Origin of the sequence: Lentibacillus songyuanensis, assembly GCF_039548255.1 — a bacterium.
In the GTDB taxonomy this organism is placed as follows: domain Bacteria; phylum Bacillota; class Bacilli; order Bacillales; family Amphibacillaceae; genus Lentibacillus_C; species Lentibacillus_C songyuanensis.
This window is the reverse complement of sequence record NZ_JBCLVH010000024.1, coordinates 16,769-30,089: the sequence shown is the minus strand read 5'-3', so window position 1 is coordinate 30,089 and position 13,321 is coordinate 16,769. Positions and strand designations below refer to the sequence as shown.

Here is a 13,321-nt window from a genome sequence, read left to right as displayed (position 1 = left end):
GGGATATACATGGTTTTAAAAATACTCTTTTGTGCAACAGTGGATTATCATTTCAAGGCCTTTCATTTACCATATATGAAATGGTTTAAAGAACAAGGTTGGGATGTTCATGTCGCAGCAGGGGGTAAATTAACATTGCCATATACAGACATAAAATATTCGCTCCCAATTCAACGGTCTCCTTTTTGTGTGTCAAACATGGAAGCGTATCGACAGCTGCGAAATATTATTGAGGATAATAACTATGCGTTAATCCATTGTCATACACCGATAGGCGGGCTGCTTGCACGGCTGGCGGCACGCGAAGCAAGAAAGTGTGGTTCAAAGGTTGTCTATACTGTACACGGGTTTCACTTTTGCAAAGGGGCACCGATCATAAACTGGCTGATGTATTACCCCATTGAAAAATCTTTGGCCCAAATAACCGACTGTCTGATCACAATTAATCAGGAGGACTATGCACGGGCGGTGGCTAAGCGATTTCGCGCAGGGAGGATTGAACAGGTTCACGGTGTCGGTGTTGATACAGAAATGTTTAAGCCGATTGATGCTCATACAAAAAATAAACTGCGAAATGTCTTTGGCTATCAAGCGGATGACGTTTTATTATTTTATGCAGCCGAATTTAATAAGAATAAAAATCAGCAATTTCTGCTTTATGCATTGGCATTGCTGAAAAAAGAAGCCCCACATGTCAAATTACTGCTGGCAGGTGTTGGACCGTTATTGGAAACATCCAAGCGGTTGGTAGCGGAACTTGGCATTGAAAAAATGGTCGATTTCCTCGGCTTTCGCAACGATATTGACAGGCTGTTGCCAATGTGTGATATAGCGGTCGCTTCGAGCAAGAGGGAAGGGCTGCCAGTTAATGTTATGGAAGCAATGGCCTGTGGATTGCCGGTTATCGCTGTTACAAACCGGGGGCACAAAGAATTAATCGACGATCGCGAAAATGGGTTTCTTGTAGAGACTTGGGATCCTGAAGAATTTTCGAATCAGCTGCAAACGCTTGCTGAAAATAAGGTGATGCGGCGTAAATTTGGTCGCAATGGCAGGAAGAAAATCGTGGCAACCTACAGCATAACGAACGTTTTGAAGGAAAAAACAGCCATATATCGATCACTGATGATAGAACAGGAGGAAACAGGATGGGCGGTCCAATAAGGGTCTTGCATGTGGTAGTCAACATGAATCGCGGCGGTGCAGAAACGCTAATTATGAATCTATATCGGAATATCGACCGCACAAGCGTACAATTTGATTTCCTGACGTTTAAGGAAGGCGTTTTTGACGCAGAAATTATCAAAATGGGTGGGAAGGTTTACCGAATACCCTATATTACCGACGTCGGGCATATTGGCTTCATCAAACAGGTGACAGCATTTTTGGCCGCACATCCAGCGTACAAAATGGTTCATTGCCACATGGATAAAATGGCTGGACTCGTTCTGCGAGCTGCGAAAAAACAGCATGTCCCGATCCGAATCGCCCACAGTCATAATACCAAGAGTGAAGGTGGCTGGTTACAGCGAATGTATAAGAGCTATGCCGGGAGTCATGTCAAGCGTTCAGCTACCCATTTCTATGCCTGTTCCCAAGCTGCATCGAAATGGTTATTCGGCGCAAAGTCAAAGCAGGCATGGATTGTAAAAAATGGGATTGAAGCGGATAAATTCAGCTATTCCAACCAGGTCAGGAAGGAAATGCGAAGGGAGCTTGGGGTTGCTGAGGATTGTTTTGTTTTGGGGCATGTTGGCAGGTTTGCACCGCAAAAAAATCACCAGTTTTTAGTGCAGGTATTTGCAGCCGTCAAGAAACAATTACCAAATGCTGTTCTAATTCTGGCTGGTGACGGGCCGTTAAAAGTCGAAATTAGCAAAACAATAATGCAACTAAATTTGCTAGATCATGTTCGGTTTGTCGGCGTCCGGAGTGATATTGAAAAAGTTTTGCAGGCGGTTGATTTATTTGTTTTTCCATCCCTGCATGAGGGACTGCCGGTGACGTTGATTGAGGCACAAGCTGCTGGTCTGCCCTGTGTGATTGCAGACACGATAACAAAAGAAGTGGACTTGGGTGTCGGATTGGTTAGACGGCTGCCATTAACGGACAGACAGACTTGGATCAAGCTGCTTGTCCGCATGGCAAAACAGGAAAGTTCAAGAAAATCTGCCAACGGGGGATTAGCCAATAGCGGGTATGATATCTGCCAGACTGCCAAGCACATGCAAACTTCCTATCGGGACCTGGGGGCGTTGGTTACATGAAAAAATTGACGATTTTTACCCCGACATATAATAGAGCGTATTGTCTTGGTGTTTGTTATGCCAGTTTAAAGCGGCAAACATGTCAAGACTTTATTTGGCTAATCATTGATGATGGTTCCACCGATCACACGAGGGAACTGGTTGCGGAATGGATCAAGGAGGCCAGCATCGATATTCAGTATTACTGGCAGCCAAATCAGGGCATGCATGGCGCACATAACACGGCATACGAACGAATCACGACCGAATTAAATGTTTGTATTGATTCTGATGATTACATGCCGGACGATGCTGTAGAGAAGATCCTTTCGTTTTGGGAGAATCATGGTAGTGAGGATGTGAGCGGGATCATTGGTCTTGATGTTGGTACTGATAATCAGGTTATCGGGACGCGATTGCCAGATGAAAGGCGTTCATCCACATTGTTTGCTTTGTATAACCAGCATGGTGTGAAAGGCGACAAGAAACTGGTGTACCGGACGGAATTAACGAGGAACTATCCATATCCAATCTTTGGGAATGAAAAATATGTTGGGCTCGCTTACAAATATTACATGCTTGATAAAGACTATGAATTGCTGTTGATGAATGACATTTTATGCTGTGTGGAATATCTGCTAGACGGCTCATCCACTAACATGTTAAGCCAGTACCGCAAGAACCCGAGAGGCTTTGCTTTTTACCGGAAAGCACTGATGAAATTGCCTTTTGCCGGTTCTTTTTTTAAATTCAGGCAGGCGATCCATTACGTTTCCAGCAGCCTACTGATGAAAAACGGTGCCTTTTTACGTGAAACGCCAAGTAAAATGCATACGATTCCGGCTATTCCATTTGGTTGGGCATTATCCGTCTATATCAAAAGGAAAACCAGGTCTGCATAGATTCGGGATTTAGAAAGGGTAGTTCACATGACGTTACTATGGATCAATCTTGCCATCGTTTTTGGTTGTTCATTTCTTGCAAGGTATTTTGCTAGACCTGTTCCAGTGACTGGATTATTCTTGTCTGTTAAGCCGAATAAGTTGTTTGTTTTATTCGCATTTGCATTCACTGTAGCCGTATCAGGACTGCGGGCAAATATTGGGGATACGTATTTCTATAAGCATATCTATAAAATAAACGATTTTACCTGGGACTTCATATTATCAGAGAAGGATATCGGATTCGGTGTTTTACAAATGCTGTTAAAAACCTTGCTATCCGAGGATCCGCAAGTTCTTATTTTCGTAACAGCGTTCATAACCAATGTGATTATTTTTATCGTTTTATATAACTATTCCCGCATGATTGAGCTAAGTTTATATGTCTATATAACGGGCGGATTATTTTTGGTGTCGATGAATGGGATCAGACAGGCTCTTGCCGGGGCGATTGCTTTTACCGCGATAAAGTTTTTAAAAGAAGGGAATTGGCTTAGTTATTTTATCGTCGTTTTAGTTGCATCATTGTTTCATCAAAGCGCACTTATTCTGCTGCCGGTTTATTTTATTGTCCGCTTCAAGGCATGGTCCAAAGCGACGGTTGCACTGTTAATTTTCGCTGTTTTGATCGTAATCGGGTATGAAAAATTTTCTTCCGTGCTGTTTACGGTTATTGAGGATAGCCAATACGGTGACTATAAAAATTTCGCGGAGGGTGGGGCGAATAGTTTGCGGGTGGCAGTGAACGCTGTACCACTGATTATTGCCTACCTGGGAAGAGAAAAGCTGAAAAAAAACTTTCCGAATAGTGATTTTATCGTCAATATGAGCTTGATTGGCTTTCTTTTTATGGTTATCTCAACGCAAAATTGGATCTTTGCTAGATTTTCCATGTATTTTGGACTCTATCAATTAATTCTTATTTCCTGGATTGTCAAGCTGTTCAGGGAAAAGGATCAGAAGTTTATCTACTTTGGGATTATCGTTTGTTACCTTGCATATTATTATTATGAGAATGTTGTCAGTCTGAATATTATGTATCGGAGTGATTATTTTGGGTGAAGGCCGTTAGTACCGATGCCTTTGCAGGGGTTGCTTAAAAAGGGGATCGCTGATAAAAGTGAGAAAATCGCTGATAAAGGCGGACAAATCGCCGATAAAGTGGTGCAAATCGCTGATAAACTGCATCAAACCGTTGATAAAGTCATCGATATCGCTGATACATGTTTCATGCATAGGTTGGTAGACAATAACAGCCTTCGTTAAAGAGGCTGCTTTAAAAAGGAAGAAGGTGTTGTGATGGCCATTCTTGTAACAGGTGGTGCCGGTTATATTGGGAGTCATACGTGTGTAGAGCTGCTCGATGCCGGATACGAAATTGTTGTGCTCGATAACTTTTCCAATAGTAGCCCGGAAGCACTGAAGCGGGTAGCAGAAATGACGGAGACCAATTTCAGCACGTATCCGTTTGATCTTATGCATAAGGAGAAGCTGAAACGAGTTTTTTCAGAAAATAGAATTGACGCGGTTGTTCATTTTGCTGGATTGAAATCAGTCAGTGAATCGGTTGTACACCCGCTTGAATACTATCAGAATAACTTAGCGGGGACGTTGAACCTTTGTGAAGTAATGGACCATTACGGGGTTAAAAAGCTTGTATTTAGCTCGTCAGCTACAGTATATGGCACAACAGACAACGTACCGCTAACGGAGGACGCTAAATTAAGTGCCATTAACCCATATGGCCGTACCAAGCTGATGATTGAAGAAATGCTTGCGGATTTGCATCGCTCTGATCCGACTTGGGGCATTGCTGTTTTGCGATATTTTAATCCCATCGGTGCCCACCGTAGCGGCCATATTGGCGAAGATCCCCGGGGCATCCCGAATAATTTATTGCCATATATAGCTCAGGTAGCTATCGGAAAACAACAGCGGCTGCTTATATTCGGAAATGATTACCCAACAAAGGATGGAACCGGGGTACGCGATTATATCCATGTCACCGATTTGGCAGTAGGGCATTTGCGGGCATTGGAAAAAATTCAGTCAGAGCCTGGCGGGATTGCGGCTTACAATTTGGGAACCGGCAGTGGCTATAGTGTACTAGAAATAGTCGAGGCCTTTGAAAAAGTTTCCGGTGTGACGGTTCCCTATACGATTACTAAAAGACGCAGCGGGGACACGGCGATCAGCTATGCCAATCCTGCCAAGGCAAACAAAGAATTAAATTGGCAGGCCACGCGCGGAATTGAAACGATGTGTGAAGATGTATGGCGCTGGCAGCAGCATAATCCGCATGGGTATGCACGTGGTGAAGTGGAGAGCATTGCATGGAAGTGAGAACTTGGGTGATGGAATTGTCCGCCCATTGATTTCGTTGGTGACACGGCTTTTTTGCATACAAATAAATAAACAAATAGAACTCCCGTTGTAATATGCAGCGGTTTTTTTATGTCTGAAAAAGGAGCGGTGGTGCATGAAACGGGTCATCGATATTTTCGTTTCTTTAACCATAATTATTTTGTTATTTCCGATTATAATTGTTACCGGATTAACAATCAGGTTCGTGATGGGGTCACCAATTTTGTTTAAACAAATGCGCCCAGGTTTAAATGGGCAGGGATTTTATCTTTATAAATTCCGAACGATGCAAAACAAAACCGATCTTCATAGTAATGCAGCCGATGATGAAGCGCGTATCACCCCGTTAGGCATGTTTATCAGAAAGTACAGCCTGGATGAACTCCCGCAGTTGTTTCATGTGTTAAAAGGCGAGATGAGCCTGGTTGGTCCTAGGCCACTTTTAATGGATTATTTGGCCCTTTATAGTGAAGAGCAAAGGTTGCGCCATATTGTAAAGCCTGGGATTACTGGATGGGCGCAAATCAATGGCCGTAATGCAATAACCTGGGAGGAAAAATTTAAGTTAGATACGTGGTATGTGAAAAACCACAGCACATTATTAGACTGCAAGATTATAATGCGGACGATTGTAAAAGTCTTAAAGAGAGAAGGAATCAATCATCAAGGTTCCGTGTCGATGAAAAAATTTGAAGGTACAAAAAACGTACGATGACAGCGGTAATCATACTTGGAGATGGCGGACATAGCAGGGTGATCCAAGAAATAATCGCCGGCAATGCAGCCTATCAAATGAAGGCGATTTTGGATGATAAGTACAATGCAGGATTTCAACAAAAGGGAATTATTCATGCCCCGATTGCTTTTTTACCGAAAGTCTTTTCTAAAGGCAGCAAAGTGGTGGTTGCCATTGGCGATAATCGAACAAGAAAGCGGATTGTCCAGAGCCTCCATTTATTACCGAAACACTATTTAACGGTCATCCATCCGAGCGCTATTGTAAGTACCTCAGCCCGAATTGGATGTGGGACAGTGATCATGCCCAGCGCTGTCATTAATGCCAATGCTGAAATTGGCGCGCATTGTATCGTCAATACATCGGCAATTGTGGAGCATGACAACGAAATTGACGATTTTACCCATCTTTCCCCAAATACGACGCTGACAGGAAATGTAACTACGGGTGTTGGAGTGCATGTTGGGGCGGCAGCGACAATTATACCGGGGAAGCATCTTGGCAGCTGGTCGGTAATTGGCGCAGGGTCAACGGTCATTGAGCATATTCCAGCATATAGCAAGGCTGTTGGAAATCCAACGCGAATAATCGAACAGATATTGATGAACTAGCTTCTGGTGCACCATAGAAAGATACCAAAGTCAATCGAGAATTTTACAAAAAAGGCGGTGGTTTTATTGACAAAACCAAGGGTCCATCTTTCGTTGCCGCATATGAGTGGGAAGGAGCAGCTTTTTTTGGATGAGGCATTTCAAACCAATTGGGTCGCTCCGCTTGGGCCACATGTGGATGCTTTTGAACAAGAAGTTGCGGAATATGTTGGCATGAAAGCGGCTTGTGCTGTTAGTTCCGGCACAGCCGCGATTCACTTGGCACTTGCTCTATTAGGGGTGAAAAGCGGTGACCGGGTGTTTTGCTCGACACTTTCGTTTGTAGCAAGTGCCAATCCGATTTTGTATCAGGGTGCCGAGCCTGTTTTCATCGATTCCGAGCCGAATACCTGGAACATGTCACCATCTGCACTGAAACATGCATTGCACACAGCTGCAATAAAAGGAAAATTGCCTAAAGCGGTCATTGTTGTCCATTTATATGGTCAAAGTGCCAGGATGGATGAACTATTAAAATTATGCCAGACGTACGGTGTTACGCTGATCGAGGATGCAGCCGAATCCCTTGGGTCGACATACAAGGGAAAAGCTAGTGGTACATTCGGTTATTTTGGTATCTATTCGTTTAATGGGAACAAAATTATCACAACATCTGGTGGTGGCATGCTTGTCTCAAATGATGCATTGGCCATGGAAAAGGCACGATTTTTAGCGAGTCAGGCACGGGATCAGGCAATCCATTATCAGCACAGCATGATGGGGTATAATTACCGGCTAAGCAATCTCCTGGCCGGTGTAGGGAGAGCACAATTACAAGTGTTGGACGAGCGGGTGGATGCGCGAAGAAGGATATTCAGCCGTTACACTGCAGCATTGGCCGATCTCGCTGGAGTGGCTTTCCAGCCGGAATTGGCGGAATCGAGGTCAAATCGCTGGCTTACGGTCTTAAGCCTTAACGAAAACGAAACAAACGTAACCGCACATGAATTAGTAAAAGCTTTTAGACAGGAAAACATCGAAGTCCGTCCGGTGTGGAAACCGCTTCATATGCAGCCACTTTTCCAAGCTGTTGATTATTATCCGCATTATGACGGTGAGCATGTGGCTGAACGCTTGTTTCAATCGGGGATCTGCCTGCCATCCGGATCCAATTTAACCGATGTAGAACAAACACGTGTTATTGCCTGTTTTCGGCAGACGTATCGGATCGCAGAAACAAGCCGGAAGCGGATGGTCTTATCCCGTATTAACGGGCTGTAATACCTCTGCTGAATGAAGTTTCACTTTATCCCACTCTTAACGGATAGTTAGGCACCTACTTCAAGATTTTGAGGTGAAACCCAAAAGGATAAGTGGGAATCAACTGTTCGTAAAGGTTCGATTCTGTTCAACTAAATAAAGTTTCATTTTATGAAAGTACGAGGTAAAAGCCATGATAGGAACAACTATTAAACAGATTCGAGAGTTGAAAGGGTTAACGTTATCCGAATGTGCTGAACGAGCGAATGTATCTAAATCATATTTAAGCAATATCGAGCGCAATTTTAATCGGAATCCGTCCATTCAAATTGTCAAAAAAATTGCCGCCGGATTGGACGTTGATTTGCGGACACTGATTGGAACAACACCAGTGACCAGACTTCTGGATGATGAATGGCTGACGTTTGTTCAAGAACTGCAAGAATCGGGTGTCGACAAAGATCAGCTTCAAGAATATAAAACAGTGATTGAATTTGCGAAGTGGCAAAACGATTTGCAGGGCAAAAAAGAAAAGTAAGGTGGTTGCATGAAGCCAGTCAAAATTCTACACGTCGTCGGCGCAATGAATCGTGCCGGAACCGAAACAATGCTGATGAACATCTATCGGGATATTGATCGTACGAAAATACAGTTTGACTTTATTTCCTACAGCGATCAAGAGGCGGATTATGACCAGGAAATTGAACGCTTGGGTGGAAGGGTGATCAGGCTAGGGAAAACGACATCGATTAAACAAATCTATCAGGCAATAAAAATGTATGGCCCCTATCATGCGATCCATGCCCATACCCTTTTTCACTGCGGGATTGCCAGTATTGCCGCTCGTTTAGCAGGTGTGAAAATTCGTATCGCCCATGCCCACACAACGTTGGATAAAAGTGATCGATTGCTTAGAAAACTGTATATTCGCTTCATGCGTAGACTTATCAAGCGATTCTCGACACATCTGTTGGCATGCAGCGCTGGGGCAGGAAGGTATTTATTTGGGAAAAGTGCGCTTACCAAATCAACATATACGTACTTCCCGAATGTGATCGATTTTGAAAGTTTCCTTGATGTTTCGAAAACGGCCATTGGGAAGTTCAAATTAGAAACTGGTCTCGGGAAACATTTGATTATTGGGCATGCCGGCAGATTTATCGAGGCAAAGAACCATGCTTTTTTAGTTGAAGTAACCAAGTTCCTCCAAGAAAAGGATCCGGCTGTTAAGGTGTTATTTGCTGGTGATGGCGACCTGAAAGACCAAATGGTAGCAGAAGTAAAAAAAGCAGGACTTGGTGATACGATTCATTTTTTGGGGAAACGAAACGACATTTCGACCGTGTTACACAGTATGGATGTGTTTGTTTTTCCATCGCTATACGAAGGACTCGGCCTTGTTTTACTGGAGGCACAGGCGAGCGGCATTCCGTGTGTGGTATCGGAGGCCATTCAGCCAGAAGCCGATATCGGTCTTGGGCTGATGAAAGCATTGCCTTTAGCGGTTGGCCCCTCCGCCTGGGCTGATAACATTATCTCATTAGCAGCAAACAAGGGCAGGAGCCAACATGATATTATTACAGCTTTTGAGCAAAAGAGGTATTCCATCATCCAAGGAATTGCAACATTGATGGAAATCTATCAACTAAAAGCAGGTGGAGTATATGAAAGAAATACTGGTCGCCTCTTTTGATATGGAAGTCGGTGGTGTGGAGCGCAGTCTGATCAGTATGCTGGATCACTTTGACTATGAAAACTATAAAGTTGATGTCATGCTTTATCGGCATCAAGGCGACTTTTTGAACCAGCTTCCGGACAAAGTGAACATATTGGAAGAAATCCCGCAATATGCAACGTTTCGTAAATCGATTAAAGAAATCATCGCTGAAGGAAACCTTTGTTTGGGTGGTTCGCGGATCATCGCCAAACGAATTGCCGATAAGCGAGGGAAAATAAGAGGTTTGGAGGAACCCGGTTATCAGCAAATGCAGCTAATGTGGAAATATGCTTTACCTTTCCTGCCAAAAATAAAAAAGAAATATGATGTGGCAATTAGTTACCTGTGGCCACATTACTTTGTTGCAGAAAAGGTACAGGCGGCGACAAAAATTGCCTGGGTTCATACGGATTATTCTACCGTTGAAACGGATATCAAAGTCGATGTAGAAATGTGGCGAAAGTTTGATCATCTTGTTGCTGTATCGGAGGGGTGCCGGGCATCATTTTTGGAAAAATATCCGGAACTAAAACAAAAAGTTCAGGTGATCGAAAATATCAGCTCACCGGAATTAATTCGAAGTCTGGCGGATCAACCAAGTGCTGACAATTCAATGGTTGCAGACCCTCGATTTAAAGTGGTTACGGTTGCCAGGCTGTCCCACGCTAAGGGCATTGATCAGGCGGTAAAGGCATTAAAGCTGTTAAAGGATAAAGGCTATGAAAATATCGCTTGGTATGTTGTTGGCTATGGCGGGGATGAAAAAGTGATGCGGAAATTAATCGTGGATAACGACCTGACAAATTCATTTTTCTTATTAGGAAAACAGATAAATCCCTACCCATTCATGAAAGCGGCAGATCTTTACGTGCAGCCATCAAGGTATGAGGGGAAGGCGGTTACGGTTGGTGAGGCCCAAATCCTTGGGAAACCGGTGTTGATCACAAATTACCCTACTGCTAGGAGCCAGGTTAACGATGGGTTGGACGGAGTGATTTGTGGCAAGTCAGTTGAAGGAATTGCGGATGGAGTGGAGCGTTTATATAAAGATGCTGAGATGCGAGGGCGGTTGGCGGCTGCCTGTTTGAATTTTAATTACCAGCAAAATGAATTAAATCGTTTGTATAACATAATGGAATAGATGAAAGAAGTGATTTGTATGAAGGTTTACACCATTACTTGTCATGATGTCTATAATCACGGTGCTTCCCTGCAAGCATATGCCTTAATGAAGTATCTGACAGCGTGCGGGCACAATGTAGAAATTATCGATTATAAACCAGATTATTTAAGCAATCATTATAAACTATCAAGGATTAATCACCCTCACTGGGAAAATAACAAACTGAAGAAGGTGATCTATTTAGCATATAAGTTGCCAGGCAGATTAAGAGGTCTGCAAAGGAAAAGGGCATTTGATACGTTTACATCGACATATATGATACGAAGTCGTAATCGTTATTGTTCTAATGAGGAATTAAAGAAACATTTACCGCCTGCTGACGCATACATATGTGGCAGTGATCAGATTTGGAATAGTCTTTACGAGAACGGAAAAGATCCAGCATTTTATTTAGATTTTGCACCTGAGGATAAAATAAAAGTATCTTATGCTGCAAGTTTTGCCACTGATACCATTTCTGCTCAAAGCATACCTTTCGTACAAAAGCATATGAAACGCCTGAATCATATCAGCGTAAGGGAAAAAAGTGGCGTGGAAATAGTAAAATCGATGAATATTTCCGGAGCAGTAAATGTTGTTGATCCTGTATTACTTTTGAATGAAATAGAATGGAACCTGGTAGGAAATCAAAAATTTACCGAGGACTATATTCTTGTTTATGACTTCGATAATAGCAGGTTAATTAAGGATGCAGCAACTGAGTTAGCAAAAGCAACAGGCTATAAAATTTACAGCATCAACCCTTTACATTTGAAGTATGCTGATAAGCAGTTTACGTATGCTGGTCCAGATGTGTTTGTGTCCATTATCAGAGATGCAAAATTTGTCATTTCTAATTCATTTCATGCTGCGGTTTTTTCGGTAATATATAAGAAGAATTTTGTCATTGTTAATAGAGAAGAGTCTATTAATACAAGAATGAGAGATTTTTTACAAGATCTGGATCTGAACGATAGGCTAATTAATAAAAGTTATAATCTTCAATCGCTCATGCACCCAATTAATTACCAAAGAAGACAGGATATTCTTACTGATAAAATTCTATTCTCGAAAAGGTTCTTATGTAACATGCTTTTAAGGGAGAAGGTGGAGGTTTCCTATGCGGAAGAAGGTGTTGTTTGTAATTGATTCCCTGAATAGTGGAGGAGCAGAAAAAAGTTTGCTATCCATGTTGACTTTATTCAATTATGAAAGATATGACGTCAGCTTACTCACGTTTTTATCGGATGGTCATTATCAGCCATTACTGCCCAAGGAGATTCATATATTGGATGTTCCAGCTTATTTTAACGTGCAACAGCATGGAATTAAATATTTGATAAAAACGGGAAGGGTGAAAGAGTTATTTTTGCGAATGATGACTTCCTTTTCACTGCGAAATCCCATGCGAAAAAAAATGCACAAAGCACAAATTAGCTGGATATGGACGACAAAGGGATTGGAAAAGTCAACGATTGAATATGATATAGCTATCGCCTATAGTCAGGGGACGCCGACATACTATGTTGCCGAGAAGATTAACGCTAAAAAGAAACTATGCTGGGTAAATACAGATTACAAATTGGCGGGCTATAACCAAACCTACGACAAAAAATATTATAAGCAATATGATCAGATTGTTACTGTTTCTAGATATAATCGGGACGTTTTTATAAAAGAAATGCCCATTGCTGCAAAAAAAACAATCGTCATCAACGATATCCTATCATCAGACTTAATTTATAAAATGGCATCAAAGGCTAGTGTATTTAAAGATAGTAGCGATATTAAGATTGTAACAGTTGGCCGATTGGTAGAAGTAAAAGGATATGATCTAGCCATCGAAGCGTGCAAAGAATTAAAACGGTCAGGTCTTTCGTTCAAGTGGTATGTCATAGGGGAAGGACCCTTGAAAAATGAACTGAGCGACATGATTCATAAATATGAGTTAGCAAATAATTTTATCCTGCTGGGTGTGCAGCAAAATCCTTATAAATATATAAAAAACGGTGATCTCTATGTGCAACCTTCACGATATGAAGGGTTTGGTCTCGCATTAGCAGAAGCTCGTATATTAAATATCCCTATTGTGGCTACAAATTTTGACGCTGTATATGAGCAAATTATAGATGGTGAAAATGGCATAATTACGGACATGAACAGTCATGCCTTGTATGAAGGAATTATGAATTTAATTCATGATAAACCTCTTAGAAACAATATCATTGACCATTTAAAACGTGAGAAAAAAGGAAACATGGGAGAACTTGAAAATGTTTATAAATTGATAGGATGATGAAAAAAC

Annotated in this window: 14 protein-coding genes; all 14 read left to right on the top strand. The window is 42.1% G+C overall.

The genetic code is table 11. The annotated features are described in order from the left end of the window. Nucleotides 1-9: 9 nt before the first annotated feature. The 14 genes from WMZ97_RS18075 (at nt 10) to WMZ97_RS18010 (ending at nt 13,312) form a co-directional block, all read left to right on the top strand. Nucleotides 10-1,164, top strand: a complete 1,155-nt coding sequence (locus WMZ97_RS18075) for a glycosyltransferase family 4 protein (RefSeq protein ID WP_343273495.1) — start codon at nt 10-12, stop codon at nt 1,162-1,164. Next, nucleotides 1,149-2,267 (top strand): glycosyltransferase family 1 protein, encoded by a 1,119-nt coding sequence (locus WMZ97_RS18070; RefSeq protein ID WP_343273494.1) that lies wholly within the window; start codon nt 1,149-1,151, stop codon nt 2,265-2,267. The genes WMZ97_RS18075 and WMZ97_RS18070 overlap by 16 nt, the downstream gene beginning before the upstream one ends. Beyond that, nucleotides 2,264-3,148: a glycosyltransferase family 2 protein gene (locus WMZ97_RS18065; protein WP_343273493.1), complete on the top strand. Its 885-nt coding sequence runs from the start codon at nt 2,264-2,266 to the stop codon at nt 3,146-3,148. Before WMZ97_RS18070 ends, WMZ97_RS18065 begins: the two co-directional genes overlap by 4 nt. A 27-nt stretch (nt 3,149-3,175) precedes the next feature. Further along, complete coding sequence (locus WMZ97_RS18060) at nt 3,176-4,249, top strand: EpsG family protein (protein ID WP_343273492.1); 1,074 nt, start codon at nt 3,176-3,178, stop codon at nt 4,247-4,249. A 15-nt stretch (nt 4,250-4,264) separates the two neighbouring features. After that, on the top strand, nt 4,265-4,453 hold the full coding sequence (locus WMZ97_RS18055; RefSeq protein WP_343273491.1) for a hypothetical protein: 189 nt from the start codon (nt 4,265-4,267) through the stop codon (nt 4,451-4,453). A gap of 33 nt (nt 4,454-4,486) precedes the next feature. Then, entirely contained in the window at nt 4,487-5,530 is a 1,044-nt protein-coding gene (galE, locus tag WMZ97_RS18050) for a UDP-glucose 4-epimerase GalE (RefSeq protein WP_343273490.1), read from the top strand. Nucleotides 5,531-5,666: 136 nt separating this feature from the next. Continuing rightward, on the top strand, nt 5,667-6,266 hold the full coding sequence (locus WMZ97_RS18045) for a sugar transferase (RefSeq protein ID WP_343273489.1): 600 nt from the start codon (nt 5,667-5,669) through the stop codon (nt 6,264-6,266). Continuing rightward, the gene (locus WMZ97_RS18040; protein ID WP_343273488.1) at nt 6,263-6,898 is read left to right on the top strand and encodes an acetyltransferase; all 636 of its coding nucleotides are present in this window, start codon (nt 6,263-6,265) and stop codon (nt 6,896-6,898) included. The genes WMZ97_RS18045 and WMZ97_RS18040 overlap by 4 nt, the downstream gene beginning before the upstream one ends. Before the next feature lie 102 nt (nt 6,899-7,000). Then, entirely contained in the window at nt 7,001-8,158 is a 1,158-nt protein-coding gene (locus tag WMZ97_RS18035) for a DegT/DnrJ/EryC1/StrS family aminotransferase (protein WP_343273532.1), read from the top strand. A gap of 172 nt (nt 8,159-8,330) precedes the next feature. Next, the gene (locus tag WMZ97_RS18030; RefSeq protein WP_343273487.1) at nt 8,331-8,675 is read left to right on the top strand and encodes a helix-turn-helix domain-containing protein; all 345 of its coding nucleotides are present in this window, start codon (nt 8,331-8,333) and stop codon (nt 8,673-8,675) included. Nucleotides 8,676-8,684: 9 nt separating this feature from the next. Continuing rightward, entirely contained in the window at nt 8,685-9,830 is a 1,146-nt protein-coding gene (locus WMZ97_RS18025; protein WP_343273486.1) for a glycosyltransferase family 1 protein, read from the top strand. Continuing rightward, nucleotides 9,802-10,995 carry a glycosyltransferase gene (locus tag WMZ97_RS18020; protein WP_343273485.1) on the top strand — a complete coding sequence of 398 codons (1,194 nt, stop codon included), beginning with the start codon at nt 9,802-9,804 and terminating at the stop codon, nt 10,993-10,995. Before WMZ97_RS18025 ends, WMZ97_RS18020 begins: the two co-directional genes overlap by 29 nt. Before the next feature lie 18 nt (nt 10,996-11,013). Continuing rightward, complete coding sequence (locus tag WMZ97_RS18015; protein WP_343273484.1) at nt 11,014-12,165, top strand: polysaccharide pyruvyl transferase family protein; 1,152 nt, start codon at nt 11,014-11,016, stop codon at nt 12,163-12,165. After that, complete coding sequence (locus WMZ97_RS18010) at nt 12,137-13,312, top strand: glycosyltransferase (RefSeq protein WP_343273483.1); 1,176 nt, start codon at nt 12,137-12,139, stop codon at nt 13,310-13,312. Before WMZ97_RS18015 ends, WMZ97_RS18010 begins: the two co-directional genes overlap by 29 nt. Nucleotides 13,313-13,321: the final 9 nt, after the last annotated feature.